Origin of the sequence: uncultured Imperialibacter sp. (genome assembly GCF_963974565.1) — a bacterium.
In the GTDB taxonomy this organism is placed as follows: domain Bacteria; phylum Bacteroidota; class Bacteroidia; order Cytophagales; family Cyclobacteriaceae; genus Imperialibacter; species Imperialibacter roseus.
Genome location: NZ_CAXBCJ010000009.1, coordinates 106763 through 132967, shown reverse-complemented (window position 1 = coordinate 132967; position 26205 = coordinate 106763). Strand labels below are relative to the sequence as shown.

The 26205-nt window shown below is 46.5% G+C and carries 28 protein-coding genes; 12 read left to right on the top strand and 16 right to left on the bottom strand.

Going from position 1 to position 26205, the window contains the following annotated elements:
- Positions 1-54 precede the first annotated feature (54 nt).
- The 3 genes from AAC052_RS14520 to AAC052_RS14510 all read left to right on the top strand — a co-directional run bounded on the left by AAC052_RS14520 (position 55) and on the right by AAC052_RS14510 (position 3347).
- The gene (locus AAC052_RS14520; protein ID WP_339814099.1) at positions 55-1266 is read left to right on the top strand and encodes a hypothetical protein; all 1212 of its coding nucleotides are present in this window, start codon (positions 55-57) and stop codon (positions 1264-1266) included.
- A gap of 100 nt (positions 1267-1366) precedes the next feature.
- On the top strand, positions 1367-2299 hold the full coding sequence (locus tag AAC052_RS14515; protein WP_339814097.1) for an ABC transporter ATP-binding protein: 933 nt from the start codon (positions 1367-1369) through the stop codon (positions 2297-2299).
- Between the two features lie 4 nt (positions 2300-2303).
- Positions 2304-3347, top strand: coding sequence for an ABC transporter permease (locus tag AAC052_RS14510; protein WP_339814095.1), 1044 nt, complete (start codon positions 2304-2306; stop codon positions 3345-3347).
- Between the two features lie 50 nt (positions 3348-3397).
- Here the strand turns inward: AAC052_RS14510 and AAC052_RS14505 are convergent, their stop codons facing one another.
- The 5 genes from AAC052_RS14505 to mtaB form a co-directional block, all read right to left on the bottom strand.
- Positions 3398-3913 carry a hypothetical protein gene (locus AAC052_RS14505; RefSeq protein WP_339814094.1) on the bottom strand — a complete coding sequence of 172 codons (516 nt, stop codon included), beginning with the start codon at positions 3911-3913 and terminating at the stop codon, positions 3398-3400.
- A gap of 43 nt (positions 3914-3956) precedes the next feature.
- Positions 3957-4244, bottom strand: a complete 288-nt coding sequence (locus AAC052_RS14500; RefSeq protein WP_201568274.1) for a transcriptional regulator — start codon at positions 4242-4244, stop codon at positions 3957-3959.
- Positions 4237-4803 (bottom strand): hypothetical protein, encoded by a 567-nt coding sequence (locus tag AAC052_RS14495; protein WP_339814092.1) that lies wholly within the window; start codon positions 4801-4803, stop codon positions 4237-4239. The genes AAC052_RS14500 and AAC052_RS14495 overlap by 8 nt, the downstream gene beginning before the upstream one ends.
- Before the next feature lie 154 nt (positions 4804-4957).
- A complete protein-coding gene (locus tag AAC052_RS14490; RefSeq protein WP_339814091.1) occupies positions 4958-6214 on the bottom strand; it encodes a serpin family protein in 1257 nt (418 codons plus the stop codon).
- A 111-nt stretch (positions 6215-6325) separates the two neighbouring features.
- Positions 6326-7645 (bottom strand): tRNA (N(6)-L-threonylcarbamoyladenosine(37)-C(2))-methylthiotransferase MtaB, encoded by a 1320-nt coding sequence (gene mtaB, locus AAC052_RS14485; RefSeq protein WP_317487208.1) that lies wholly within the window; start codon positions 7643-7645, stop codon positions 6326-6328.
- A gap of 212 nt (positions 7646-7857) precedes the next feature.
- Between mtaB and AAC052_RS14480 the strand changes: the two genes are divergently transcribed.
- The 3 genes from AAC052_RS14480 to AAC052_RS14470 all read left to right on the top strand — a co-directional run bounded on the left by AAC052_RS14480 (position 7858) and on the right by AAC052_RS14470 (position 9965).
- Positions 7858-8688 carry a universal stress protein gene (locus tag AAC052_RS14480; protein WP_317487207.1) on the top strand — a complete coding sequence of 277 codons (831 nt, stop codon included), beginning with the start codon at positions 7858-7860 and terminating at the stop codon, positions 8686-8688.
- 189 nt (positions 8689-8877) lie between these two features.
- Positions 8878-9045 carry a hypothetical protein gene (locus AAC052_RS14475; protein ID WP_339814090.1) on the top strand — a complete coding sequence of 56 codons (168 nt, stop codon included), beginning with the start codon at positions 8878-8880 and terminating at the stop codon, positions 9043-9045.
- The gene (locus tag AAC052_RS14470; protein WP_317487206.1) at positions 9042-9965 is read left to right on the top strand and encodes a bestrophin family ion channel; all 924 of its coding nucleotides are present in this window, start codon (positions 9042-9044) and stop codon (positions 9963-9965) included. The genes AAC052_RS14475 and AAC052_RS14470 overlap by 4 nt, the downstream gene beginning before the upstream one ends.
- Here AAC052_RS14470 and AAC052_RS14465 read toward each other — a convergent pair whose 3' ends face one another.
- Together AAC052_RS14465 and AAC052_RS14460 are read right to left on the bottom strand one after the other, a co-directional pair.
- Complete coding sequence (locus AAC052_RS14465) at positions 9966-10370, bottom strand: VOC family protein (RefSeq protein ID WP_317487205.1); 405 nt, start codon at positions 10368-10370, stop codon at positions 9966-9968.
- Positions 10371-10418: 48 nt separating this feature from the next.
- Positions 10419-10892 carry a TonB-dependent receptor plug domain-containing protein gene (locus tag AAC052_RS14460; protein ID WP_317487204.1) on the bottom strand — a complete coding sequence of 158 codons (474 nt, stop codon included), beginning with the start codon at positions 10890-10892 and terminating at the stop codon, positions 10419-10421.
- 193 nt (positions 10893-11085) lie between these two features.
- Between AAC052_RS14460 and AAC052_RS14455 the strand changes: the two genes are divergently transcribed.
- On the top strand, positions 11086-13350 hold the full coding sequence (locus AAC052_RS14455) for a TonB-dependent receptor plug domain-containing protein (RefSeq protein WP_339814087.1): 2265 nt from the start codon (positions 11086-11088) through the stop codon (positions 13348-13350).
- 69 nt (positions 13351-13419) lie between these two features.
- On the opposite strand, the gene AAC052_RS14450 is transcribed toward AAC052_RS14455, so the two are convergent.
- Entirely contained in the window at positions 13420-14043 is a 624-nt protein-coding gene (locus AAC052_RS14450; RefSeq protein WP_317487202.1) for a porin family protein, read from the bottom strand.
- Between the two features lie 184 nt (positions 14044-14227).
- Here AAC052_RS14450 and AAC052_RS14445 point away from each other — a divergent pair, with 184 nt between their 5' ends.
- From AAC052_RS14445 to bioA, 3 genes are read left to right on the top strand one after another with little or no spacing between them, the layout of a single operon-like run.
- Entirely contained in the window at positions 14228-15358 is a 1131-nt protein-coding gene (locus AAC052_RS14445) for an 8-amino-7-oxononanoate synthase (RefSeq protein WP_339814084.1), read from the top strand.
- A complete protein-coding gene (bioD, locus tag AAC052_RS14440; RefSeq protein ID WP_339814083.1) occupies positions 15331-15966 on the top strand; it encodes a dethiobiotin synthase in 636 nt (211 codons plus the stop codon). Before AAC052_RS14445 ends, bioD begins: the two co-directional genes overlap by 28 nt.
- Positions 15963-17234: an adenosylmethionine--8-amino-7-oxononanoate transaminase gene (gene bioA / locus AAC052_RS14435; protein WP_339814081.1), complete on the top strand. Its 1272-nt coding sequence runs from the start codon at positions 15963-15965 to the stop codon at positions 17232-17234. The genes bioD and bioA overlap by 4 nt, the downstream gene beginning before the upstream one ends.
- Positions 17235-17243: 9 nt before the next feature.
- On the opposite strand, the gene AAC052_RS14430 is transcribed toward bioA, so the two are convergent.
- Genes AAC052_RS14430 through AAC052_RS14405 form a run of 6 tightly spaced genes read right to left on the bottom strand, consistent with a single transcriptional unit; the run spans position 17244 to position 23232 of the window.
- The gene (locus AAC052_RS14430; protein WP_339814079.1) at positions 17244-18563 is read right to left on the bottom strand and encodes a DUF58 domain-containing protein; all 1320 of its coding nucleotides are present in this window, start codon (positions 18561-18563) and stop codon (positions 17244-17246) included.
- Between the two features lies 1 nt (position 18564).
- The gene (locus AAC052_RS14425) at positions 18565-19536 is read right to left on the bottom strand and encodes a MoxR family ATPase (RefSeq protein WP_339814078.1); all 972 of its coding nucleotides are present in this window, start codon (positions 19534-19536) and stop codon (positions 18565-18567) included.
- Between the two features lie 41 nt (positions 19537-19577).
- Positions 19578-20732, bottom strand: coding sequence for a DUF4350 domain-containing protein (locus AAC052_RS14420; RefSeq protein WP_339814076.1), 1155 nt, complete (start codon positions 20730-20732; stop codon positions 19578-19580).
- Positions 20729-21421, bottom strand: coding sequence for a hypothetical protein (locus tag AAC052_RS14415; protein WP_339814074.1), 693 nt, complete (start codon positions 21419-21421; stop codon positions 20729-20731). Before AAC052_RS14415 ends, AAC052_RS14420 begins: the two co-directional genes overlap by 4 nt.
- Positions 21405-22286, bottom strand: coding sequence for a hypothetical protein (locus tag AAC052_RS14410; protein ID WP_339814072.1), 882 nt, complete (start codon positions 22284-22286; stop codon positions 21405-21407). The genes AAC052_RS14415 and AAC052_RS14410 overlap by 17 nt, the downstream gene beginning before the upstream one ends.
- Positions 22267-23232 carry a stage II sporulation protein M gene (locus tag AAC052_RS14405; protein WP_339814071.1) on the bottom strand — a complete coding sequence of 322 codons (966 nt, stop codon included), beginning with the start codon at positions 23230-23232 and terminating at the stop codon, positions 22267-22269. Before AAC052_RS14405 ends, AAC052_RS14410 begins: the two co-directional genes overlap by 20 nt.
- A 44-nt stretch (positions 23233-23276) precedes the next feature.
- On the opposite strand from AAC052_RS14405, the gene AAC052_RS14400 reads away from it, so the two are divergent.
- Positions 23277-23975: an RDD family protein gene (locus AAC052_RS14400; RefSeq protein ID WP_152000965.1), complete on the top strand. Its 699-nt coding sequence runs from the start codon at positions 23277-23279 to the stop codon at positions 23973-23975.
- Positions 23976-24130: 155 nt separating this feature from the next.
- A complete protein-coding gene (locus tag AAC052_RS14395) occupies positions 24131-24694 on the top strand; it encodes a hypothetical protein (RefSeq protein ID WP_317487192.1) in 564 nt (187 codons plus the stop codon).
- A gap of 83 nt (positions 24695-24777) precedes the next feature.
- On the opposite strand, the gene AAC052_RS14390 is transcribed toward AAC052_RS14395, so the two are convergent.
- Positions 24778-25107, bottom strand: coding sequence for a hypothetical protein (locus tag AAC052_RS14390; protein ID WP_339814070.1), 330 nt, complete (start codon positions 25105-25107; stop codon positions 24778-24780).
- Positions 25108-25138: 31 nt separating this feature from the next.
- Entirely contained in the window at positions 25139-26104 is a 966-nt protein-coding gene (locus tag AAC052_RS14385; protein WP_339814068.1) for an MBL fold metallo-hydrolase, read from the bottom strand.
- Positions 26105-26205: the final 101 nt, after the last annotated feature.

Below are 26205 nucleotides of genomic sequence, written 5' to 3'. Positions count from 1 at the left end.
TATTTTATGAGAGGAGATATTTTATTAAATTGAATTCTACCACAATTCAACTCCATGACAAGGAAGTTATCACTTTGTATTGTTTCTGCTCTTGGTATTTTATGTTTTTCTTGTGAAAAAGAATCTGAAGGGTTGTCCTTGCTTACTATAATGGTAGAGGAAAATGCGATAAATGAAGGGCAGGAACAGTGGGTGTATATTTCAGAACCTTCAGGAAAAGTGTTGGATAGTCACAAATGCAAAAATGGTGAAGTGTTTGAACTGAAGGGGCCCGTAACCCTTGAAGCGATTGATGTGACGGTTTTCATACCTGGTTCAAGTGGCTCGGGAGTCGCTTCAGCAGTTACCTATCTTGGGATTAACCCTGGTCTAACCCTAACAATTGCAGCCCAGGATGAATATGAAGCACCGGAGGTTATCGGTACTGCCACCATTGAAATAGTTAACTATCATGAGTCAATGCCTCCCGATGAGTCAATTAAGTTTTCTCCTGGTACTTCAGGGTCGCCGCTTAACGACCGCTCTGTTACTGAATCAGGGCTTTTGGCCACTATTAATATGTATAAAGACCCACAAGAGCTACTGATGACGGGATTTAGAGGTGGCCAGAGAGTTTATTTGAAGGTGGCGGCGATGTTACCGAATGAAAATCTTGTGATTGATTTTGATTCATTTCAGGAGTATGATCAAATAATAGAGATTCCTGCTGAGTTTCACGAGGATAGCAGAACGATCGGGTACTTTAATGACGGGAGAGGTTATTTCCTGAGTGATGCCTACGATTCATTTTTGTACAGTACCGAAACTTCGCTGGGCTACATACAAGGGTATGATTCCTACTCTACCAAGTTCAATGAATTTTATGGCCCTTCCCATATCACCTACCATAAGCATGGGGAACCTGCGCTCGATGTGGAATTTCCATCATTTACCCTTTCTATAGTTGACCGGACGACTAAGGGATTCAGTTTCGACGCCTCTTTCGATTACACCTATAAGAGTGCTCAATGGCTCTACTCTTCTGCCGACGGACAAGCTGGCATGTCCTGGACTGTTTATGGCGATGCAGGAGCTAACGTTAGAATACCAGTTGTTGCCAATATTGTCTACGAGAAAGAATCTGGATTGGAGATTGACGATTTTTCCATCTATGAACTCAGCTGCACAAAGAGGCTTGACGGTCGAACTTACGTCGATTTTCTCGCCGAAGCACTTGATCGTCAAGGATTCGGTAAGTATGAATACTTGGTTTTTTCGACCCATTAGTTCTTTCCGGGGATAGAGTGGATCGTCGTCCATTTTTTTGTGTGGTCTTCAGAAAGTCTTCATAAATTGCCTACTGCAATCCTTATTTATTTTTCGTGGTATGAAGGAAGTTCAGATTGAAGTCGCTGGAGTCATCAAGCACTTCAAAGATGTGAAAGCTGTCAACGGCATAGACCTCACCATTTACAAGGGGGAATTTGTGGCCTTGCTTGGCCCAAATGGTGCTGGAAAAACAACCCTGGTTGAGATGATCGAAGGCATTCAAAAGCCCGACTCGGGAGAAATCAAACTCAAGGGTATGACCTGGGCCGAAAATGCCAGGAAATTGCATCAAATCATTGGGCTTTCCCTTCAGGAAACCCGCTTTATCGAGAAACTTCGGGTACGAGAAACACTTGAGCTTTTTGCCAGCTTTTACGGCTTGGGCAGCGAAAGAGTAGAGAAGGTGCTTGAACTAGTGAACCTGACTGAAAAGCAGAAGGCTTTCACAGACAAACTCTCGGGAGGCCAACGGCAGAGAATGGCATTGGGCATCTCGCTATTAAATGAACCGGAGATTTTACTCCTGGATGAACCCACCACTGGCCTTGATCCGAATGCCAGAAGAGAACTTTGGGACATCCTTTTGAACCTCAGAAAAAGAAAGGGCACTACGCTGATCCTCACCACGCACTACATGGAGGAAGCAGCCTATTTGTGCGATAGAATTGTGATCATGGACCAGGGGAGTATATTGGCTGAAGGCACTTTGAAGCAGCTGCTCTCAAAGCACGTGAAAGGGGAAATTATTGACTTTAGCATTGACAGGCCGCTGGAAAAAGAAGCGTTGCCGGGACAGCAGGCCATTTTAAACTACACTTTTGAGAAGGATACGCTCAGTGGCGAGCTTTTGGTTACCGACATAGTGAAGTTCTTGCCAGACTTTCTGCTTTACGTGCAAAAAGAGAAGATCAGAATCGATTCGCTGGAATGCCGGAAGTTGACACTCGACGATTTATTCACTTCGATGACTGGCCGCCATATTAATCAATAAAGAGATGAAGCATCCGATTATACTTTTGATACTGACCAACTTCAGAGAATTTCTTCGGCAGCCGGGAGCTGTGTTTTGGGCCGTCTTTTTCCCAGTGTTGATGGCAGGCGGACTTGGTCTCGCATTCACTCAAAAAGGAGAACTGAATCAAAAGATCGCCTTTGTTGGGAATGAGGAAACCGAAGAAAAGAGCTGGACGAAGAAAGTGGGCAACGAAACCACGGGCTTTACCAATTATGAGTTCCTGAATGTAGGGTTTGATGAAGGGTTGGTGCTACTAAAAAGAGGAACAGTTGATCTGATCGTGAAGAAGGAAGGGGACAAGTATCAGTATCATTTTGATCCACTGAACCCCGAAGCGCAGTTGGCCTACATCAATCTCACCGCAGTGCTCAACGGAAACGAAACACTGTCAAGTGGAGAGGATGTGGTGCCTTTGAAGGAAATAGGAAGCAGGTACATCGACTTTCTGGTGCCCGGACTAATGGCCATGGGTGTGATGATGTCGTGCATGTGGGGGATCAGTTATGGACTGATTGAGAAAAGATCCAAGATGCTGCTACGCAGAATGGTGGCTACTCCGATGCGAAAGACACAATTTATGGCGGCGCTGTTGATTGCACGCACCATGATGAGCGCCATAGAAGCTGCGCTTCTTATAGGCTTCTCATGGTTGTTTTTTGATATACACCTTGAGGGGAGCTTTTCAGCACTTGTCGTTTTGTTTCTGTCGGGCACCATCGCCTTTGCTGGTATAGCTATTCTTACGGCTTCAAGAACAAACAACACCTATGTCGGTAATGGCATTTTGAATGCTGTAGTAATGCCAATGATGATTCTATCCGGTATCTTTTTTAGCTACCACGGCTTTCCTGAATGGGCAGTGAGCATTATCAGGCTGTTTCCGCTGACCATTTTTGCCGACACAGCCCGGGCCATCTTTATTGAAGGGGCTGGGTGGAGCCAGATCGTGTTGCCTGTCGGAGTGCTCGCAGGGCTTGGGCTGGTGTGCATGTCAGTCGGCATGAAAGTGTTCAAGTGGTATTAGGTAGCCCGACTTCTTAAGTCAGGCTACCTCCATTGGGGGGGGCTGGGGTATCAATCTCCAACCTTGTCCAAAGTCATTTCAAAAAACTGAAACCATGATGTGCCCATATTGATCTCCCCCTTCTCATACCACTGGCCCTTGCCGTTAATGGAGATAATGTATCTCATATTTTCAGCGGGGTACCAGTAAAATTCCTCTCCGATTAATTCGCCTTTGAACTCACCCTTTTGTCCTGTGGAAAGGTAGGAGTAAAAGGAGTAGTTGTTATCACTCTTGTTGAATGTAATAATTGCCATGGCATTGTGAACGTTTTTGCCGCCGGAAGAACCTTTTCCTTCAATCAGTATGGCTGTACTGTCGAGTTTGAATTTGATGTCTTCCACCTGATCAAACTCTCGCCTGACCCTGTCTTGTCCGTACATCCATCCTTTCCCTTCCCAGCGTCCGGTGATGAAGCCAAGCTTCGTAACCTCGGCTTTAGCTAAAGCATCTGTTTCAGGCGCCTGCGCCCAACCTATGACGGGAACGAGTAATATGACGAGTATTAAATGAGTGATAGTTTGCATGGTTATAAATAAGTTTATTTTATAAACTAAATTGATAAAAAAATTATGGGAGGTACTTCTTCAAAGCCGTAACATAAGCTTCGAAAGCTTTAATGCCTGTTGTGGTAATCTTACAAGTCGTTAAGGGTCTTTTGCCTTTGAAAGACTTGGAGATGCTGATGTATCCGGCCTGCTCCAACTTGTCGAGCTGCACACTGAGGTTGCCGGCAGTCGCCTGTGTCTTTTCCTTGATGAAGGTAAATTCGGCGTCCTCCAGGCTTATCAGCAGCGACATCACCGCCAAACGCAATTGCGAATGCAATAGGGGATCTAATGGCTCAAAATTATCCACGTTCGGCTCTTTTAAGTAAGTATCCGGGGATCAGGTAACCTAAAATGATGGCGCTGCCTGCCACGACGTACTGCTGAATTTCAGGCAAATTAAACGAAATTAATGCCGCTAGCCATAACACAAAGCTTCCAAGTAAAATTGGTGTGAATCTTAACAAGCTACCCGTGATGAACATCCCCATTCCTGCAATCAGGAGAATCACAGCATTGTGGTTAAAGTTGATTTTGTGCATCATAGATAAACAGATAACAATGCTAATGCCCGCTGCTATCCATACTTTGGCATACACGCTGTCTATATGGCCAGTAGCTCCACTTTGCCTCATCTTCGTGCCTATGACCGCCGAGGTAACGGCCGCTGGAATGGTAATGAGCCAAATTATGTAGGGGGATGGAATACCCGCCATAGCCAAAAAGTAATGTCCAAAATTGGCAAGGGCAATAGTCCAGCCCCACAGAAGTATTTGCTTACTTCCTCCTTTCGCTACATTCCTTTTCGCCTGTTTGATCATCTCGGTGATCAAATCCAGGCTTTCCTGATGTGTGAGTTCTTCTTTCATATATGTGGTTTTCTATGCTTATACGAATGTATAGTAAATTAGTTTATATTATAAACTAATTTGTTAAAAAAATATTGAATTACTCGCATAGCGTGAGTATGGTATCTTGATTTTTGGCTCGCTGGCCTCGTTGGAGAACAGGCGGAGGTGAGCGCTAATTATTGGTTGGAGACAACATTTTGCCAGCAAAAAGGATCACGTTGCTGTGCTTTTCTCTGATAAAAAAAGCAAAAGGCCGGTCGACTCGAAAGATTCTCGGGTGAGGGGTGGAGTTTGACGACAATTCCACCATTTCAACGATGGTGGCGGCCGCTGCTTCCGAGCCTTTTTCATTTACCTCTATGAATGATTGATGCAGCACACGGCTGATAACCAGAGCCAGTTTCTCATCAAACAGATTGGAAAAGTCGGCCTTGTCGGAAAAAGCGATACCCATGCCCATGTCGGAGAGTGTCTCTTTAAGCTCCTCTTTGAATTGTAGTTTAAACCTGGGCAGGTAGAGCTCTGCTGTGATGGTGTCTGCCTTGTCGAGGTAGTCGGCAAACGTTGCGCCGTCAAATGTTTCAATTATTTGGTTGATACTTCTGCTTCCGGCCTGCATAAAAATGGTCATGCTGTACTGTCCATTGCCGTAAGGGATATCTACCATGGTGAAATCTTCACCGTAGCGATAGTTAATCCTGGCTCCTTTCGAAAACATCATGTCGACCTCGGTTTCACCGGTAGGTGCGTAGAATGTTGCCTTCGTAGTTTTTGAGTCATCGAACTTATACTGCCAGTCGGCTTTGAAATAAATGGCATTGATGAGGTACATCACGGCGTCGTCCGGGATGCGATCCAGCATATCCCGAATCTTGCCGTTGGTTTTGTCTTCAATCCAACCGTTGATGTCGCCTACTGTGGTCGGTGCTCTGAAATCGGCAGATTTTACTTCGGCGTTGTAATAGTTGAGCAAAATCTCCTTAAAAGCACTCTTGATGGTGTATTCCTTTGTATACCAGTTGCTGTTGGCTATTTCGAGAGCCACTTTTTTGTCTACATCGAGCAGAAAACCCTGCAAGCCTTTGTAAGCCTCGTTCATGTCATCATCTGCCACGTCAGCATTGCCAATCACTTGCTTGATGGCTGATTTTGTGTCGCCTTCCGCACCGTTGGCAGTCATAGAAAGAGCAGCGCTGATGCTAAAAGGGGAGATGAAGATATTGTCGCTCTGATGTTGCTTGTTGATTTGGTAAAAAACATCGAACGAAAAATTGTTCGATGCCGATGCCACTTGTTCTTCCGGCACCGACAGCGTTCGAAGGTTAGGAATATTGCTAACGGGTTCTTCGGTTGAACAGCCGCTGATGAAAGTAGTAACAAACAGGCTCACCCAGGTAAGCCTGTTGATATTGGCCAGTAGGTGTTTCATAACAAGGGGATTAAGCTTTGGACTATAAGACCCCTCCCCGTGAATAATGGTTGGTGATGTAGAATTGAAGAGAAAAAAAATTGGTGCAGGCAGAACCGTATCGAAGAAAGGTTAATGAACCAGTATCTCTTCTTCAGCTTCTGTTACTTCCACAACACCACGGTCGTTGATTTCACGCAACTCCACTTTTTTGGTCTCGTTGATCAGAATGGGGTCGTATTTGGCAGCCACCCGGATGTAATTTTCGGTGAAGCCGTGCATCATACCTTCTTCAATGTCTTCCTCAAACAGCACGGTGAACTGTCCCCCCAGGTTTTCTTCGTAGAAGTTACGGCGCTTCTTTTCAGAAAGGGAGCGGAGCATTTTGGAGCGTTTGTTACGGTCCTTCATGGGCACCACGCCATCCATTTCAATGGCATCGGTGTTGGCTCTTTCGGAATAGGTGAACACGTGCAGGTAGGAGATGTCCAGCTCATTCAGGAACTGATACGTTTCAAGAAAGTCTTCTTCCGTTTCACCAGGGAAGCCCACGATGACATCTACCCCGATGCAGCAATGAGGCATTAGTTTTTTGATGGTAGCTACCCGTTCAGCATAAAGCTCCCGAAGGTAGCGGCGGTTCATGCGCTGCAAAATCTTGTTGGAGCCCGACTGAAGAGGGATATGGAAGTGGGGCACAAATCTTTTGGATTTTGCGACAAAGCTGATGATGTCTTTGGTAAGCAAATTGGGCTCTATGGAGGAAATGCGGAAACGATCAATACCGTCCACCTCATCCAATGCTTTAACTAGATCCAGAAACTTCTCCACCCTGCGTCCATCCTGAATGCCAAAGTCACCAATATTAACACCGGTGAGCACCACCTCCTTTACGTCGGTAGCAGCTATTTCCTGTGCTGCCACTACTATGTTCTGTATACTGTCGCTGCGGCTTTTGCCACGGGCCAGCGGAATGGTGCAAAAGGCGCAGCCGTAGTTGCAGCCGTCCTGCACTTTGAGGAAAGTGCGGGTGCGGTCGCCGTATGAATAAGAGTGATTGAAACGCTTTGCTTCTTTGATTTCAGAAGCGAACACCTGAGGCTTCTCCTTCTTTTGGAACCCATCGAGGTAGTCGATCAGCTGGAATTTTTCGGCAGCACCCAATACAGCATCCACCCCGGGAATTTCCGATATTTCCACCGGCTTCAGCTGTGCATAGCAACCAACGATGGTTACGTACGAATCCGGAGAAATCTTCTTGGCCTCCTGCACCACTTTGCGACATTTCTTGTCGGCGTTTTCCGTCACCGAGCAGGTATTAATGACAAAAATATCTGGAGAATCAGAAAAATCTACCTTCTGATAGCCACGGTTTTCGAACATCCGTGCGATCGTTGAGGTCTCGGAATAGTTGAGCTTACAGCCTAAGGTATAGAATGCCACCTTTTTCATTGGAATGCAAAGGTAAGGAGATTAGATCGAAATCCTTATGGACACCTTAAAGATAATAGCCAGACCTGCCTGCATTTGTGTTATCGTGCGAAGAAGGCTGCTGTTTGCAAGGTGATAAGAATCAGAAATTGAGGTGATTAAAGTTTTTAGTGAAGACTATATGATTGGTTAGCTTGACAAAGTACCAATTCTCACGCATAAACAATTTAGTCATGAAAAACATACTCATTCCAACCGATTTTTCACCTAGCGCAAACAATGCATTGAGGGTGGCCGCACTCATAGCCCGGCAGGCCAAAGCAGAGATACATTTACTTCACTCAGTAAGAACCAACATCGACTGGGCGCATTTGCCAATAGAGAAAAGGGCGTCGTATCCTGAAACGCTGGCAAATATAGAAAAAGCAGAAAGTCAACTGGAGAAAGAGTCGTGGAAGCCGTTACTCAAAGGACTGAAGATTCACACTCACCTTGTCGCCGGAAACATCTATGAGCAAATTGTTCACTTTGCGAACAAGAAAGTGAAAGCAGACCTTGTGGTGATGGGAGCTCATGGGCCGGACGAACCGAAGGAGTTGTTTATTGGCTCCAACGCACAAAAGACAATGAGAATGGCACAATGCCCTGTGCTCACGATCAAGAAAAATTTCAAAGGGAAGACTTTCAAAAAAATACTGTTTGCCTCAGATTTTGCGGAAAACGTCAATGCTTCCTTTGAGAAGATTTTGGACGTGGCCAAAGCGGTGAAGGCAAAAATCGAAATGGTCTTTATCAACACGCCGACAGACTTCAAGAATGACGACACTATCAATCAGATAATGGACAAATTTATAGCGAAGTATCCCGGGGTGAAATTCAGTAAGGCCGTTTACAATCATCAGTTGCCCGACAGAGGAATTCTCAACTACAGCCTTGCTTCTAAGCCGGACATGATTTCGCTGGTGACCCACGGCAACAGGCATATTCCGCATTATCTGTTGGGTGTTACCGAAACGCTCGTTTATCATTCCAATTTTCCGGTGTTGAGTATGAATATAAAGTAGTCTGGCTGGTTTCTTTGAATGGCCAGCTCTTCCATATGCAGATATTTGGAAGGACTGGCTTTTTTTATGTTTCATAAAAATCGGCTTGGCTTCATTGGACACAAGAAAAATTGTTTACTCCACTACTTATTTGAATCAAAGGTGTTTCTGCTTAGTTTGAATCAGTAATTGTAAACTGAAAATCAATTAATGAAACCATCAATTCAACGCTTGCTTGAAGGAAACGAATTGTATTACGAAGGTGAGACAAGAAAAGACCCTGAGTTTTTTCTTCGTACTTCTCAAGGCCAGCAGCCCAAATTTGGAAGAAGGCTTGCTGACGGGTCGTTTTACTTAGCCAAACCCAACGTGCTATGATAGTATATGAATCTAACCGCTTCTGGGTAAAGGATATGGTCAACTTCACCAGAAGTTATACAATGAAAAAAATCATTTTTGGTGTGTTGCTGATAGGATCCTATACTGGTCTGGTGTGTTTTGTGTATGAGTTTTACGGTCTGGAATCAAATTTGCATTCGGGCATCTACTCTCTTCTGGGTGTCATTTTAAGCATACTCCTTGTGTTTCGAACAAACACCGCCTACGACAGGTGGTGGGAGGGGCGCAAGCAGTGGGGTGCGCTGGTGAACAACTGCCGCAACTATGCCATCATGGTGGAAAGCCTGCTGCCAGCCAATGACAAAGACACCCGGAGATTCTTTGCAAAGCATATCGCAAACTTTTGCATAGCACTCAGGGATCATCTGCGTGACGGCGTCAAAACAGACGCTTTGCTGCTGTTGTCTGATGAAGAGATTTCGGAGCTTACCCCAAAAAAGCACAAGCCCAACCACATTTCTTTGTGGCTTTACAAAAAAATGACAGCGCTTCAGAAGGCTGGTGTTTTATCGGAGGCCGATGCCATCAATATGAAAATCCACCACAACTCGTTGCTTGACATATTGGGTGCCTGCGAAAGGATACGAAAAACACCCATTCCATTTTCCTATGCCGTGCATATCAAGTTATTTATCACGGTTTACGGCATCATGCTTCCTTTTGGGATGATTGCCGACTTTGGCTATCATACAATAGGACTTGTGATGGTGATTTTCTTTGCATTGCTTGGTCTTGAGCTGATGGCCGAAGAGGTGGAGGAGCCTTTTGGTGTCGATTGCAACGACCTGCCCACCGGTGACATAGCCCACAACATCAAGAACAATGTTTTCGAAATTTTGATGGACGAACGCCCTGTGCAGGAAGAAGCAAAAAGGGAATTATACGAGAAAATACATTGATCAGTCTTCGTAGAACTCAATAGGAAGATCATCCGGATCACTGAAAAACGTAAACCTTTTGCCGGTGTGTGGATCAACCCGAAGATCTTCACAAAGAACGCCTTTGGACTCCAGGTGACTTTTCGCAGACTCGATATCGCTGACCTTGAGAGCCAGATGCCTTAAACCGCAAGCCTCCGGCCTTGAAGGCCTCGGGGGCGTATTGGGAAAAGAGAAAAGCTCTATTTGATAAAGCCCATTAATCTTTAAATCCAGCTTCCACGAATCCCGCTCTTCCCTGTAAACCTCTCTAAGCGTTTCAAACCCCAGAATTTCGGTATAGAATCTCTTCGAGGCCGGATAGTCGGAGCAGATAACGGCAATATGGTGAACTCCGGAAACAAAGAAAGGTGAATCTTTTTGCATAAAGCAAAGATTCACCCTCCTGAAGTATAAGTCAACTTTGTCGTTGCTTTATTTTTTCTTTGTAAAAATCTGAATTACGCCGTTAGCTCCCCGCATGCCATACATCTGTTGTCCTTCAGCCCCTTTGATAACATTCACAGTTTTGATGTCATTCACATCAACAGCACTCACAGCGTCGGCATAGCTGTTACCTATGGCTGTATTGTTGATAACATACAAGGGGCTGTTGTTTCCTCCAACAGAGGACATACCTCTCACCATCACATTTACGGTGCTGCCTCGCTGGTCAATTTGCAAGCCCGGAATTCTGCGCAGGTAGTCCACCAGTTGCATGCTGTTATTGTTCAGCGATGAGACACTGCCGGCTTTAGTGTCAGACGAGTCGTCCATTTTGATAGATATTGTATCGCTGTCATCACTACTTTCTGTGGTGGAGGCCTTTTTGTTGGCAGCACAAGACGAGAGAAGCACGATCGCTATTGATGTGGCGATAAAGCGGTTGAAAGTAAAAAATGTTTTCATAGGTATGATATGTTTAATGATAGTAAGCTATTTTCAATGAAATTACGAAAATTGGCTGTCATTGAGCGTGCAAAGACAATTTTTAACAACTTAAAAGCCAAACCCGTGTAAATTCATGAGTAATGTGGGCTGCTTGTTATTACTTTTGGCAGAAATCTCTTAAAAACGGTAGATCAATTTGAAACTGATAAAAGTGAAACATCTGTATCTGGCTTTTCTCTTACTCCCCGGGGCAATGCTTGTCGCTCAGCCGGCGCAGCAAGCAGTCGAACAAAGTGTTTTTGTAATAGATGCTGAAACCAATCGGCCGATAGAAGGAGCAGTCGTGAGCTTCCAATCCGGGCAGGCAATAGCCGGTGAAAATGGAATGGTTACTTTGTCAGCAGAATTGCCTGTTGAAGTACTGCTTTCACATGTGAGTTATATTTCCACCAAAGTGATCATCAGTAAGTCCGGCCAAACGGTGTACATGCAGCCTTTGGAAAAGATGCTGCAAGCTGTAGAGGTAACAGGCTTTGATTTTGAACGGGAGTTGATCGATCAGGCAGCGCCGATAGCCTACCTGCAGCCAGCCGACCTGGCCAAATTCAGCGAAACCTCCCTTGTGCCCTCGCTCAATACCCTACCCGGTGTGCGGATGGAGGAGCGGGCGCCGTCAAGCTACCGGGTTTCTATCAGGGGTAGTTCGATCAGATCTCCATTCGGTGTCAGAAATGTGAAGGTATACTGGAACGATTTGCCTTTTACAGAAGCCAACGGAACCACACCATTGAACATATTAGACTTGTCGAACACAGAACGAGTAGAGGTGCTGAAGGGGCCATCCGGAAGTGTGTATGGCGCAGGCACAGGCGGAACACTTTTGCTCAGCAGTGCCAATCCCAGAGACATCAAGGGCAATGGCCTGGTCTGGCAAAGCATGGCTGGCAGCTACGGTTTGTGGAAACACCAGTTTTCCGGAACTGTTCGCCGTGACAAGAGCCTGATAGAGGTAAAAGGTGTTGCCCTTAAGTCGGACGGGTACCGGGAGCAGTCTTTTACGGACAGAAAAGTGGCGCAGGTGTCGGCGCATTTGTTCCCATCGGCCAACCACACCGTTTCCGTTCATTCATTTTTCAGCGACCTCAACTACGGTATCCCGGGGGGGCTTACGCTGGACCAACTCAACGAAGACAGGCGCCAGGCCAGGCCAGGCAGTGTCGACAGGAACTCGTCGATTGACCAGAAGTCGGTGTTTGTTGGAGTGGTGAATGATATTGTTATTTCCGACAATTTTGAGAATAAAACGAGTCTTCTGTACTCATATGTAGATTTCCAGAACCCATTCAATCTCGACTATAAAAGGGAATTTAACTCAGGACTGGGTGGCAGGACAAAATTTGTTTGGCACAAAAGTGCAGGCGAAGCCCAGGCCCACCTGTCGTTTGGAGGAGAGTGGCAGCAGGGGTGGAGTAATGCCTACAACTTTGGCAATGTGATGGGCAAGGCCGACACACTCCGTTTTCACGACGACCTGCTGATCAAGCAATACTTTGCCTTTGCGCAGCTGGATGTAGATCTGCCAGGCGAGTGGGTGGTTACCGGCGGATTAAGCAGAAACTACCAGGTATTTGATATCGATAGAGATCAGTCGAAAGTTGGGCCGGTATTTACTTACAATAACTCGTTTGACCCTATTTGGGTGCCGAGGCTGGCAGTGCTTAAGAAGCTATCCGATCGCCAGTCCATTTATGCTTCTTTGAGTAACGGTTTTTCGCCACCGACGATCGACGAGGTCCGAACCAACGAAGGGAGCATCAATAAAAAGCTGACAGCGGAAAAAGGCATTAATTATGAACTGGGCTACAGGGCATCGATTATTGGAGACAGATGGTTTGTGGATGCCACTGCTTTCTATTTCAAGCTCAAAGGAACAATTGTAACCCGCACCAATCAGGACGGTGTTGTGCTGTTTGACAATGCTGGTAATACCAACCAAAAAGGAATAGAGTTGAAAGTAAACGGAGTTTTGTCAGAGAACCCAGCGGCGTTTGTAGCTTCTTCCAAGCTCCAGGTAGCCTACACGGGGTATCACTTTCGGTTTGAAGATTATCAGAAAGGTGACGATGACTTTTCAGGCAACAAGCTGACGGGTGTGGCGCCAAATACAATTGCCACAGTATTGGATATTGCTTTTAAGGGCAACTTCTATTCGAATTTGAGCTGGTTCTGGAGCGATAAAATACCATTGAGGGACGATAACACTGTATATGCCGATGCTTACAGCAATGTGACTTGCCGACTGGGTTGGAAGAACCAACTTGCTTCAGGCAAATGGGGCTTGGAACTGTTTGCTGGCGTAGATAACCTGCTGGATCAGAAATTTAGCTGGGGCAACGACCTGAATGCATTTGGAGGCCGGAACTATCAACCGGCACCGGCGAGGAACTACTATGGAGGATTAAAAATTCGTTTATAGGCAAAAAGAAAAGGGTGGAATCGACCCATCGTCAATTCCACCCCTGTGTTCCGTTTAGAAGGCTGTTTCTTATAAGAAAGAGAATCCCAACGCTACCACCCACATGCTTTGACGCTGGTCGGTGTTGTAACCGCCAACAGCATCGCCAAGTTTGCTGAGGCTGCCCTCATATTTTACATCAAGTATAAGAGGGCCAAGATCAAGACCAGCACCTGCCTGAAAACCGACGGTGGCGTTGCTGTAGTTATTTTTCACGTCAGTTGTAATGTCACCCACTTTTGATTCAGCTTTTAGCAGGTAGCTAAACGACGGGCCAACGTTTACACGAACAATTTTAGCGAACTTCTTTCCAAACATGATTGGTACATCCAATTTTTTAAAGGAAAGCTCTCTGGTTTCGTCCAAAGATGCAGAAACGTCTTTCACATGTATTTCGCCACCTGTTGCAGAAAACAGCAATTCTGGCTGTAAGTAAAAGCCTGCTATACCCAGCCGGGCAAATGCGCCACCCTGGAAGCCGATTTTGGCATCGCCGCTTTCAAATTGGGCACCCAAAGATGCGCCGGTTGATTCCTTGTCAACCTTTATGGACGATGATGTAAGGCCTATTCTTGGCCCAATCTTAATGTCTTGCGCATTGGCAGACGCCGCCATGGCAACAATAGCTAGTAGGAAAAGTGTCTTTTTGATCATTTTTGTAAAATTTTAGTCCTGAATGCAAATAACGACAAAAGTGGCTGCATTATTAGAAGCGGGTAAAAAAAACAGACTTACTTAATTTATCGGGAGGATAAGGTCAATTTAGTGGGTTTATGGCATTAACAAATTACCTGATTCCTTGCGCATACCGCCTTTAGCATCCACTTTTGTGGTGGCTATGAAGAGCATCACCCCTCAAATGCAGCAAAGGTTGGACGAGCGTAAGACCAAAGGCAATCTACGTTCTCTGCCTTCTATCCAGTTACCACACGACTTTACCTCAAACGATTACCTTGGCCTGGCCAGGTCACAAGCGCTTGGGCAAATGATAGCTAACAGGTTGGCCGAGTTGGGAGCTCCAGCCCACGGAGGCACCGGCTCCAGGCTGCTTTCGGGCAACAGCGACTTTGCCATGGCGTTGGAACAAAAACTGGCTGGCATTTTTAATGGTGAGGCAGCACTGGTTTTTGGGTCTGGCTATCAGGCCAACCTTTGCCTGATTTCTTCGGTAGCACAAAAAGGAGACACTATTATCTACGATCAGCTTTCACACGTTTGCCTTAAGGAAGGTGCCTGGTTGAGCAAAGCCCAGACTTTTGCCTTTCTGCACAACGACCTGGAGGACCTTGAACGAAGGCTGAAAGCTGCTGAAGGCAATAAGTTTGTGGTGGTAGAATCGGTGTATTCTATGGATGGAGACGTTGCCCCCTTGAAGGAGATAGCAACACTTTGTAAAAGATATGAAGCAAGGTTGATCATAGATGAAGCGCATGGTACCGGAGTTTTTGGAGAAGGAGGCAATGGTTTGGTTTGCTCTCTAGGCCTGGAACATGATTTCTTTGCCAGGGTTTACACGTTTGGGAAAGCCATGGGTGTTCATGGCGCAGCGGTAGTGGGTAGCCAGGAACTGATTGATTATCTGGTGAATTTTGGCCGACCATTTATTTATACTACAGCGATGCCTTTGCATAGTCTGGTAGCTATTGAGCAGGCATTCAATTACTTGTCGAAAAACCAGCATCTGCAAGCCGAACTAAGACAAAGGATAGCGTTGTTTTTAAAGCAGTTTCCTGAGGAGACTGACATGAAGAGAATTCAGAGCAATACAGCCATTCAACCTATTGTTGCGCAGGGCAATGAAAGGGCAAAAGCCATGGCAAAAGCCTTACAGAGCAAGGGATTTGATGTTCGCCCGATTTTAGCACCTACAGTGAGAGAGGGAGAGGAGAGGCTGCGAATTTGCTTGCATACCTATAACACAGAAGAAGAAATAAATGCACTATGTCAGATTTTAAGCCAGCCACTCTAAGCAGGTATTTTGTGACGGCAATTGGTACCGATAGCGGGAAGACGCTGGTCAGCGCCATTGTTTGTGAAGCACTTCGTGCCGACTACTGGAAGCCAATACAGGCCGGACTGCCCAGGGACACTGATACGGTAAAATCGCTGGTGAGCAATGAGAAGACGCAATTTCACCCGGAGGCATACCTGCTGAACACGCCAGCCTCACCCCATGCGGCAGCGAAGGCCGATGGCGTTGAAATAAGCATGACGAAGATCAAGTTGCCGCAAACCGACAATTGTCTGATCATTGAAGGGGCGGGCGGTTTGCTCGTGCCGCTCAATGATTACGATTTTGTCTCCGACTTGATCATAGAATTTAAGGCAGAGGTCATCCTTGTCGCCAATCTTTATTTGGGAAGCATCAATCACACCTTGTTGTCGGCAGAATACCTCAAGGCGCACAAGGTGCCCGTGGCGGGAATTATTTTCAATGGTCCTTCCAATCCGGAGAGTGAGCAAATCATTATGGCAAAAACAGGATGGCCAGTGCTTCTTCATATCAAGGAGGAGGAGAAAATAGACAAGGAAGTGGTGAAGAAATACGCAGCACAATTGAATGAAAACTGGAAATGAGTAAATCGCTTCAAGAAATAGACAAATCCCTTATTTGGCACCCCTTCACGCCCCTGGAGGGAGGCATTGCACCATTAGTAGTTACGAAAGGGGAGGGCGCCTACCTTTACACCGAAGATGGGCGGAAAATCCTTGATGCAGTGTCATCGTGGTGGGTAAACATTCACGGCCATGCGCAACCAGACATCGCCCTGGCTATTGCCGACCAGGCCATGAAGTTGGAGCAGGTCATTTTTGCAGGCTTTACGCATGAGCCGGCCATTCGGGTAGCGGAAAGCCTTTTGGCCCTATTGCCGGATAAATTTTCTAAGGTATTCTATTCCGATGATGGCAGCACGTCGGTGGAAGTGGCTATTAAGCTCGCTCTTCAATACTGGCACAACCTGGGAACCCCTAAGAAGCGATTGATAGCCATAGAAGGTGCCTATCATGGCGACACTTTTGGGGCCATGGCTGTGGGAGACAGGGGAGGGTTTACCGCCCCATTCGGTTCTTTACTGTTTGATGTGGATTTTATTCCGTTCCCTACCGAACAGAATAAGGATCAGGCGTTTGAGCGACTAAATGAACTTACTGCCACCGGCGAAGTAGCGGCCTTTATTTTTGAGCCACTGGTGCAGGGTGCCGGAGGCATGAATATGTATTCTGTGGGCATTTTGGATGAGCTGATGAGCATTGCCCGGAGAAATAAAGTGATCTGTATTGCTGATGAAGTAATGACCGGCTTTGGGCGAACAGGCACCATTTTCGCCACAGACCAAACTACCCACAAACCCGACCTGATGTGCATGTCGAAAGGGATTACCGGAGGTTTTTTGCCGCTGGGAGTTACCGCTGTGGCTGACTTTATTGTGGAGGCTTTTGCAACGGCGGACCTTTCAAAGACCTTCTTTCATGGACATTCGTTTACCGCCAATCCTTTGGCGTGTGCCGCTGCCATTGCCAGCATGAAGCTGTTGCTCGATGAATCGTGTCTACGGCAGCGTCAGATGATTGAAAGAAGTCATCGGGCTTTTGCCGGGAAGATCGGTGGCGATGCGAGGGTAAAAGACGTGAGAGTTACCGGTACGATTCTGGCGCTGGACATCAATACAGGTGATACGTCTTATTTCAATGACATACGCACGAAGGTGATGCCCTTTTTTCTGGAAAGAAACATTTTGCTCAGGCCGCTGGGGAATGTGATATATGTGTTGCCGCCTTATGTGATAACGGAGGAAGAGTTACAAAGGGTGTATGAAGCGATTGAAGACTTCCTGGGTGCTTAGTTTCTTTCGCTAAATCGCCCTTCTGCTTTTCAACTCCAAATACTTATTCACGACATCTGCTGTCAGGCTTTGTGGGGTGGTATAGAGGCTCAGGATGCCATGCTGGCGAAGCAATTGAAGGATGGCAAACTTTTCGTTGAGCATGTTTTGGGCGATGGCCTGATGGTAAACCTCCCGCAGGTCACCCGCTCCTTTGGTAATCAGTCCGTCGAGTTCTGTGTTTCTGAAAATGATGACCAGCACGAGGTGTTTGCGATTGAGCAGCTTCAGGTACTTTAACTGGCGCTCCAGTGAATACAACGACTCAAAGTTGGTGTACAACAGTAGCAAGCTTCTCGACGTTATTTTCGCTGTTATCTGGGCATAGAGCATTCCGAAGTTATGCTCAGTGAAGGCTGTCTTTTCGTGGTAGAGGCTTTCCATCAGTACGTACATCTGTTTGGGGCCTTTTTGCGCAGGTACGATGGTGTCGGGTTTGTGCTGAAAAGTAACAAGACCCGCCCGGTCTCCTTTTTTAAGCGCAATATCGCTGATGGCCAACGAGGCGTTGATGGCGTAGTCGAGCAGTGTCATTCCTTCAAAAGGCATTTTCATTGGCCGGCTCTTATCAATCACATTATAAATCGGCTGCGACTTTTCATCGATATAGTGGTTGATCATCAAATGGCCTCTTCTGGCACTTGCCTGCCAGTTGAGGTGGCGTGGGTCGTCGCCAGGCGTGTATTCCTTGATGTGGTCAAACTCCATGCTGTGGCCTATCTTCCGAAGCTTTCGCTGGCCTTCTATTGACTGTTGCTGAGAAAAGGCGATCAGTTCGTATTTGCGAAGGTGCAGAAAGGCAGGATACACTTTTACCGTTTGTTCGTGCGCCGCTTTGAAGCGCCTGTTGATCATAGCAATTTTGGTGGTAACCAGCAGGTTGGTGTATCCGAAGTTGTATTCGTCTCTTGTTGTAGGCCGAACGGAGTAAGACGCCAGCCGTGTTTCACCTCTGGCGACAGTCAGAGCAATGGCCAGGTTCCTCATCTGAAATTGAGGAGGCAGCTCGTCCAGCATCTCAACGTCCAGGCCGAATGAGTACCTGTTAGTTATTCTCAAGACCACAGCATTGTCATCACCATTCGAGAACCGCTCTGGTAATTCCCTTTCGCAGCTCACCTCGCCGCCGGTAATAAACAGCAAGAGAAAATCGGCAGCCAGCAGTGCCATAAAGGCAAAGAAAACCAGCTTAACCGGGATGAGAAGCGCCGGAAAGAAATAGCTGGCCGCAAACCCGATAGTAAGGACGGTGGCACTGTAGTAGAACCGGTTGGTAACGAATAGCTTCATTTTACTTGGGCACCGTGACCTGCTCAATGATTTGCTGACAAACTTCTGTGGAGGTAAGCCCTTGCATTTCAGCTTCAGGATTGAGGATGATCCGATGGTCAACCACTGGCTTGAACAGGTACTGAATGTCCTCGGGCGTCACGAAATCACGGCCCTGCATAGCGGCGTAGGCCTTCGATGACCGTAGCAGGTCGATTGACGCTCTTGGCGACGCACCAAGATACAGGGAAGGATGGCTTCTTGTTTTGCCTACCAGGTGCGCAATGTACTCCACCAGCGAGTCTTTGGTTAATATCTGCCTCAGGTTTTCCCTTATTTCTATTACCTCCTTGCGGTTAATCACGGGCTCAATAAAGCTCAGCTGCTTGAAGCCAAAATTGCCATTGACCAGGTGCAGCACCTGAAACTCTTCTTCCAGCTTTGGGTAGTCGACCTTAATTTTGAAAATGAACCGATCCAGCTGAGCCTCGGGTAGCCGGTAGGTTCCTTCCTGTTCAATAGGGTTTTGAGTAGCCAGCACCATAAAAAGGGGATCCAGTGGGTAGGTGGTGCCGTCGTTGGTGACCTGCTTTTCCTCCATTACCTCAAAAAGCGAGGCCTGGGTTTTGGCTGGTGCCCTGTTGATCTCGTCAATGAGGACGAGGTTGGAGAAAATGGGCCCCTTCTTGTAGTCAAATTCAGCCTTTTTGGGGTTGAAAATAGAGGTGCCGAGCACATCGGCTGGCATCAGGTCGGGAGTAAACTGAATGCGCTTGAACTCGGCATCAATCATTCGGGCTGTTAGTCTTGCTGTAAGCGTTTTGGCCACACCAGGCACGCCCTCAATCAGCACATGGCCTTCTGCTAACAGCGCCACCAGTATCAGGTCGAGCATTTTGTCCTGGCCCACCAGCGCTTTCCTGGCTTCGGTTTTTATTTTAGCTACTTTCTCATTGAGAAGTTTCAGATCAATTCTGTTTTCAAATTCACTCATGCTATTTGTATGTCAACTTCTGATTCCATTTTTAACATTTTTCAACTCACTATCCTGTTGAGCTTTTCAGCCAGCAACACCAGCTCGTTGCCTTTTATCTGTTCCTTTTGCCTGACAGCGATCACCGCTGCCAGCGTAGCGTTGATCTCCTCAATAGGCACCTCACTTCGCACCGAAAGCATGTGATTAAAATACTCAGTTGGCTCAAAGGTTAAGTAATATTTTTCCTTTACCCGGTGAATGAAGTGCCGGATCATCTTTTCTGCCAGGTTTTTGTGATTGCCTTCCTGAAAGTACAGATTGCCCAGTGTTTTCACATAAGTCAAAGTGGCATTCTCAGGCGGTGTCATCACTGGAATGGCTCGTTGCCTCCTTCGTGTTTCGATAATCAGAAAGACCAGTAACGCTGCCAAAGCCAGGTAAAGCGCCCATTTCAGCGCTTCCTGCGAAAGGATATAGCGCAATGGGGTTTGCACTTCGGGTCGGCCAAGCTGGTAGAAGTAGCTGAGCTGGGTGCGCTGCTCAGGGAGGAGGTTCAATATACCAGCCGCAAACCGGTAGTTGTCCTGATAGAGCAGCCCAAAATTGGTGAAGATCAGCGGCGAACTGCATAAAATCAATTCGCCATCACCAACTGCTTTTTTGATTACCAGTGGCTGGTCGGTTTCATCGGTGACAATGATTTCCCATTTGTCGGCTTCTACTTCCTCAAAAACTGCCTGTATCATTTGCCGGGGGTACCTCGATGAAGAAGAGTTTATGCGGCTGATTAATTGAATTTGATCTTCTCCGAATATCTCCTCGTTAACGAAGCTGTAGTTGAACGCCACCTTCAGGCCCAATGAATCGAGCCATGCCTGGGGAAATTGATGGGCTGCCAAAAAAACGGAACTACCTGCGTGGAGCATCTCACTGATGCTTTCCTCGTCAGTTGGGCTTAGTTCCATTTCATGTGCCAAAACGAGAACATTTTCTTTGTCTGTGAAAAGCTGCGTGAAGTTATAGTAGCTGGTCTCAAGCTCAGGAAAAATGTCCGGCAGCCTTTCAATGAGCACAAAACCCCCGAATGGATTCTTGTCATCTTCATGAAAGGTGATAGTCCAATCGAGCGGTTTGGGTGCCGTGTATTGCACGATCACGTAACCGACGAAAAGGCCGATAAAAACCCAAAGAAAGATTTTGTCCTTTTTGTTCATGCCTTTTTCTTTTCCAGGTCAGCCACTGTTGCCTTGCACAGTTGAACGTCGGTTTCGTCCGGCTCAAACTCTCCATACCAGGTATACTCAAACACCTGCTTGAGCTGGATAAACTTTGATTTTTGGTCTCCGCTCAACTCACTGGCATAGTCGGCGCCAGTTTTCCAGGAGCGAATCTTCAGCAGGTTTTGATCGCTCAGATTCGTGAGGCCTTTCATATACAAATAGCGAATGGCCATTTTAAGGTCGCCCGCTTCCAATGCTTCATTGATGCGCTTGTTGTAGTCAACCTGCTGGCTGCCGCCATACACGGTAAAAGCCGAACTGCCAGCCTCATTCGATTTAGAAAAAACGGAGCCATACTGCATTTTAATAATCAAATAGGCTGCTCCCACGACCACAGCCGCAAGAAAAAGTAACCAGAGGATTTGGCCTATATTCTGTCCGTTGGGCCCACCAAACAGCCTGGCGATCAGGCTAAATATCCAAAGCCACAATTGATCCCACAGCGAAATGCCCTCCGGCCGAAGGCTGACGTAGTCAAAAGCTGGGTCGGCTTTGTAAGCTTCCATGGCTGCCCGGTCAAAGGCTCTCCCTCCCGCTAGCCACCTGGCTTCTGCGTACAAGGCACTACTGCATACAATGCAGCTGGATGTGACTGCAAACGCAGCCTTACTGAATATTTTCAAAGTCCTGAATTTTATTGATCAAGCCAGGGGCGCTGTTCCTTTCTGCCAAATTGAAATACTGAAAGCCAAGTGCGATCAGTGGAATGGAGTAGGAGAGGTAGCCCCCCACACCAAGGATCACCATGCTAATGGCCATGTACCAACTTGAGAAGATATTGGTGAAGGCAGCTGGGTCGGTGTTGATTTTGTCTACCACACCTACCAACTCAAACATGTATACAGCATAAAATGGCACGGAGAAAATCATCGATACCACATATGAAATCATCACAGAAATGAAAAGCAGCCCGAAGGTGCTCCACCACTTGTCTTTGATAAGGGTAAATGCTCTTCTGTAGGCTTCCACCGGGCTTACTTTCTCGAAATAGAGAATAGGAATAGCCAGCGACAGGACAACCCCGAAATAGAGCGCTGGAAGAAAGAAGAAGAAGACTGAAATGAAAAGAGTAATGCCCACAAGGATGGTCAGCAGAAAGGTGGAGCCAAACCTGCTCAAGGCATTGCGAAGCACGTCCATGGCGCTAAACTCCAACGCTTCTTTTTGGCTGTAGAGCTCCATGAAGGCATAGGTTGTAAGTGACAACATAATGCTGGCAAAAATGGACACCAGGAACATGACGAAGTAGTTCGTGAAAAGTGTGGGTAGGTCATCCAGTATAGCCGGATTCCCCGGGTTGGCAGACATGCCCATGAAAAAACCCATAAACTGTTTCATCACTATGCCCATGATGAGGGCAGTGGGGCCAGCAACGAAAAGCAACGTTGTAAAAAGCTTTTTGAAGTTTGCTCTTATGAATTCGATGGTGGCGTTCAGCTTCTGGCCGAAGTCACGCATTTTGTACAACTCAATTTTTGGCGTGGTCATGAGGGTTGGTTTTTAGAGGCAAATAGAAAAAGTAGAATAGAATGAGCAGCAGCGACAAGCTGATGATCAAAAGCTTCAGGTAAAGTGGCCATTCGGTATGCCGTGTTACAAACGACTCGATAAACCCGGCAACTACGAAGAAAGGAAACAGGCCAAGCACTACTTTAATGGCTTGCTTTGCCCCTCGCTGGAACGAGTACAGCCGGGGGTAGGTGCCGGGAAACAAGAAGCCATTGCCGAGGACAATACCCGCTGCCCCAGCTACGATGATAGACCAGATTTCAATAGTGCCGTGAAGCCAGATGGTGAGGATGGTATCGTCGAAGAAGCCTTCTTTGAAGAATAGGTAATGAAAGGCACCGAGCATTACACCATTTTGGAACAGCACCCACCCGGCCCCAACACTAAAGAAAAGGCCCAGCGCAAAAGCCACAAATGATACCCGGATATTGTTGGAGGTAATAGCCATGAACATATGGTTGCCCTCCATAGAACCATACACGCCCATGGGGTCGCCTTCTTTGATATTATTTAGCGTCATGTCCACATAGGCATCGCCCATGATCAGGCGCACGAAGGTTTCGTCGTTGGCAGAAGACAGGGCTCCAATGGCGACTCCAGCAGCAGTAATGAGGAAGGCAATTAGGATGTATTTGTACGACCTTCGGATTTCCAATGGCACCTCATAGGCCCAGAATTTACGGAACCGCCCTTTCTCTTCTTTCTTGTTTTTGTACACCGTTGTATGGACCTTCAACGCCAGGGCATTCAGATAGGTGAAAAGTTTGGTGTTTGGATAGTTGGCCTTGGCAAAGGCCAGGTCTTCGGTAAGGTGGATATAGATGAGCGAAAGTTCGTCGGAAGAAAGTGTGCCAGTATTTGTCAGTTTCGACTCAAATTCATTCCATTTAGCCTGATTATTTTTTACAAATATTGACTGCTTCATTATCTTCCGCCCAAATATGCGTCAACATAATCACTAGAAGGGAAATGCCCAAATTTGTCACCAGTCAGAATATAGAAATCGACCTTGAGCTAGCCAGCCTTGGCGAAAGGATCCTTGCATTCCTGATTGACATGTTTGTGATTTTTGTATTCATCGTGCTGTGCTTTTGGATCATTTCCACAGGTTTTGACCGACCGGAGTTCTACTTCATTCCATGGGTATTGGTCATGTTTTATTCCCTGCTTTTCGAGTCTCTTTTTCAGGGGCAGAGTATTGGCAAAAAAGCCATGAATATCAAAGTGGTGAAGGCTGACGGCAGTCCCGCTGGAATTGTGAATTATATCCTCAGGTGGGTGCTTCGGCTTGTCGACATCTACTTTATGAGTGGAGGCGTTGCCGTGATTACCATTATTGCAACTCAAAACGGACAACGGCTGGGCGATCTGGCTGCGGGCACAGTGGTGATCAGACTACAAAAGCAGGTTTCTAATGCTGACCTGGTCGCAAAAGTCGATGAAAACCATCAGGTGACGTTTCCAACCGCCAGGGTGCTGAATGATAGCCAGATTGAAGTCATCAGAAATGCTTTGAACCTGCGGAAGGAGGGACTCAACGATCAGGCAGTGATGCTGGTGTCACAAAAAATCAAAGACCTGCTGTCCATAGAAACCCCGATGCCAGATGTGAAGTTTTTGTACACAGTGATTGCCGACTATGAATACATGGCGGCCAAGGAGATGTAGGAGGTGTGGCTAGAAGAGTAAAGAGGTTACTATCTGCGGGAGCGCAGATAGTAACCTCTTTACTTTAGGCGCACAATTTTGGGAGCATCGTATTCCCTCAGAGTCTCCCGACGATAGGAGGGGACTCTGAGTATTAAGAAAATATTTTCTACCCTATGTCAACACACACTAAGCATACAGAGATCGGCACAATCTACTTTATTACATTTACCTGCTTTGAATGGCTACCCCTTTTCGACAAGACTTCGCTTTATGAATATTTCAATAAGTGGTTTGGTTACTTGCTTAAAAATGATGCTTCTCTGGTGGGGTATGTCATAATGCCAAACCATTTTCATGGACTTGTTTATTTGGGCGACAAATGCGGAATTTCTTTGAATAACCTCGTAGGGAATGGCAAGCGCTTTTTGGCGTACGAGATTGTTAAGAGGCTAAAGAAGTCTGGTCAGTCAGACCTTTTGACGCAATTATCGTCGCATGTAAGAGAAAGTGAAAAGAACAAGAACAAGCAACACGAAGTTTTTAGATTGTCGTTTGATGCTAAGAAATGCTTTAATCGAAAGATAGTTGAGCAAAAGCTGGATTATATCCATCATAATCCAGTGAGCGGAAAATGGAGCCTTGTAGAAGACTGGAGAACATATCCGCATTCAAGTGCAGGATTTTATGAGTTAGGTAAGGATAATAAATATTTGCTCCATTATAGAAACGTGATCTAGTTCAAACTCCTCAGCGTCCCTTTCAGGAGACACTGAGTGAATTCGTTTCTCAGAGATATCAGAGTTTCGGTTTGACCTGTTGCCTATATGTTTGAGTTGAAGTACCGCCTGGAATTTCTTGACTTAGCAAACTCGCCCTTCCGAATGTGCTTGAACCAGTAATATATTTCGCCAAGCAAGCCTCCAACTACAATGAGCAGTATCCACTGGAACTTGCCCTCCCGGTTGAGTTCCTGGTTTTTTGTTACATGAGTTATGTAAAGGATGGAAGCAATCAAGGCCATGATTAAGCCCGAAAATAGCGCATCAACACCCCAGTAAGAATCAAACCGAACCCCAAAAAAGCTTGAAATAATGAGTGCCAAATGGAACCCTGGGAAAATGAGATAAACAAAAGAGGGGATTTTGTTCATGGTTGTCGAAAATAGGTTTTGTTCATACAATTTAATTGACTAATTCGAATATGTCACCTTCTCTGGAAATATTAAACCCATTATTTTTTACATTTTCTTGTTCCTCGTTGCTCCAAATCAACGGATTGGTATGATTGAAATGAATGAAATGTACCTTCCGTCTGTCACTTTCGGGCAAGTCTTTCAATAGCGCCATCGACTCTTTCACAAAAGGGTGGGGCACCTCGCTCATGTCTCGGTCGATTTCTCCGTTTCGAAAAAAGGTGGCATCCAGAAAGGCCACGTCGGCAGATGCTACCAACTCTCTGATGTTTCTGTCCCACTTGCTCCATTTATCAATATCGGGGATGAAGATGACACCCTTACGCCCGCTTTCAATGCGGTAACCCACGGTTTCTGAAAACTCGTCTCTGTGTGGAACAAGAAATGGGGTGATGGAAATGTCAGGTGACAATTGAATCGTAGAGTCTGCCGCCAGCTTTTGCAGACTGATATTTTCCAGGGCAACCAGCTGGCTCCAGGGGCCATTTTGGGTTAAGAAAGACCGCATAACCGGCATGCCGTAAACGGGGACACTGGCAGCCCCCATGATTTCTCTGCCCAGCTCCATCAATCCGGTGTAATGACCTACGTGCGCATGGGTGAGAAAAATGCCATCGGGAGAGGTATTGTTTAGACCAGCCTTCTCATTCAGGTCATGCCATTGGCTTTTGAAGTCAGGCGTGGCTTCGATCATCCACACCTTTCCGGCTTTCTTGTCTACGATGCCAAGGCTCACCACCCTCTCTTCTTTGTGCTCACCCGACCAGTAGTGTTGGCAACAGGCTTTTTCGCAGCCAGCCTGCGGGTAACCGGCGTCTTGCGCCACACCCAGCACCATGATGAATTGGTCAGGCAATGAGGCTTCAGCTTGTCCTGCTGATTTTTCTTTGCAGGACGAGATGGCTGTGCTGATCAGCAGGAGGAATGCTACATTGAAAGTGTCCGATCGTATCATACTTCAATCTAGTGAAACATTCTAAATGTAGGGTTGATCGTTCAGCAATGAAACCTCCCTTCCATCACATTCCCTTTCAAAGGCTCATAGGGCGTCGGTAT

Bases quoted from the DNA above. Each gene is read 5' to 3' on its own strand.
- AAC052_RS14520 (WP_339814099.1), top strand. From the start codon at position 55: ATGACAAGGAAGTTATCACTTTGTATTGTTTCTGCTCTTGGTATTTTA.
- AAC052_RS14515 (WP_339814097.1), top strand. From the start codon at position 1,367: ATGAAGGAAGTTCAGATTGAAGTCGCTGGAGTCATCAAGCACTTCAAA.
- AAC052_RS14510 (WP_339814095.1), top strand. From the start codon at position 2,304: ATGAAGCATCCGATTATACTTTTGATACTGACCAACTTCAGAGAATTT.
- AAC052_RS14505 (WP_339814094.1), bottom strand. From the start codon at position 3,913: ATGCAAACTATCACTCATTTAATACTCGTCATATTACTCGTTCCCGTC.
- AAC052_RS14495 (WP_339814092.1), bottom strand. From the start codon at position 4,803: ATGAAAGAAGAACTCACACATCAGGAAAGCCTGGATTTGATCACCGAG.
- AAC052_RS14490 (WP_339814091.1), bottom strand. From the start codon at position 6,214: ATGAAACACCTACTGGCCAATATCAACAGGCTTACCTGGGTGAGCCTG.
- mtaB (WP_317487208.1), bottom strand. From the start codon at position 7,645: ATGAAAAAGGTGGCATTCTATACCTTAGGCTGTAAGCTCAACTATTCC.
- AAC052_RS14480 (WP_317487207.1), top strand. From the start codon at position 7,858: ATGAAAAACATACTCATTCCAACCGATTTTTCACCTAGCGCAAACAAT.
- AAC052_RS14475 (WP_339814090.1), top strand. From the start codon at position 8,878: ATGAAACCATCAATTCAACGCTTGCTTGAAGGAAACGAATTGTATTAC.
- AAC052_RS14470 (WP_317487206.1), top strand. From the start codon at position 9,042: ATGATAGTATATGAATCTAACCGCTTCTGGGTAAAGGATATGGTCAAC.
- AAC052_RS14465 (WP_317487205.1), bottom strand. From the start codon at position 10,370: ATGCAAAAAGATTCACCTTTCTTTGTTTCCGGAGTTCACCATATTGCC.
- AAC052_RS14460 (WP_317487204.1), bottom strand. From the start codon at position 10,892: ATGAAAACATTTTTTACTTTCAACCGCTTTATCGCCACATCAATAGCG.
- AAC052_RS14450 (WP_317487202.1), bottom strand. From the start codon at position 14,043: ATGATCAAAAAGACACTTTTCCTACTAGCTATTGTTGCCATGGCGGCG.
- AAC052_RS14445 (WP_339814084.1), top strand. From the start codon at position 14,228: ATGAAGAGCATCACCCCTCAAATGCAGCAAAGGTTGGACGAGCGTAAG.
- bioD (WP_339814083.1), top strand. From the start codon at position 15,331: ATGTCAGATTTTAAGCCAGCCACTCTAAGCAGGTATTTTGTGACGGCA.
- bioA (WP_339814081.1), top strand. From the start codon at position 15,963: ATGAGTAAATCGCTTCAAGAAATAGACAAATCCCTTATTTGGCACCCC.
- AAC052_RS14430 (WP_339814079.1), bottom strand. From the start codon at position 18,563: ATGAAGCTATTCGTTACCAACCGGTTCTACTACAGTGCCACCGTCCTT.
- AAC052_RS14425 (WP_339814078.1), bottom strand. From the start codon at position 19,536: ATGAGTGAATTTGAAAACAGAATTGATCTGAAACTTCTCAATGAGAAA.
- AAC052_RS14420 (WP_339814076.1), bottom strand. From the start codon at position 20,732: ATGAACAAAAAGGACAAAATCTTTCTTTGGGTTTTTATCGGCCTTTTC.
- AAC052_RS14410 (WP_339814072.1), bottom strand. From the start codon at position 22,286: ATGACCACGCCAAAAATTGAGTTGTACAAAATGCGTGACTTCGGCCAG.
- AAC052_RS14405 (WP_339814071.1), bottom strand. From the start codon at position 23,232: ATGAAGCAGTCAATATTTGTAAAAAATAATCAGGCTAAATGGAATGAA.
- AAC052_RS14400 (WP_152000965.1), top strand. From the start codon at position 23,277: ATGCCCAAATTTGTCACCAGTCAGAATATAGAAATCGACCTTGAGCTA.
- AAC052_RS14395 (WP_317487192.1), top strand. From the start codon at position 24,131: ATGTCAACACACACTAAGCATACAGAGATCGGCACAATCTACTTTATT.
- AAC052_RS14390 (WP_339814070.1), bottom strand. From the start codon at position 25,107: ATGAACAAAATCCCCTCTTTTGTTTATCTCATTTTCCCAGGGTTCCAT.
- AAC052_RS14385 (WP_339814068.1), bottom strand. From the start codon at position 26,104: ATGATACGATCGGACACTTTCAATGTAGCATTCCTCCTGCTGATCAGC.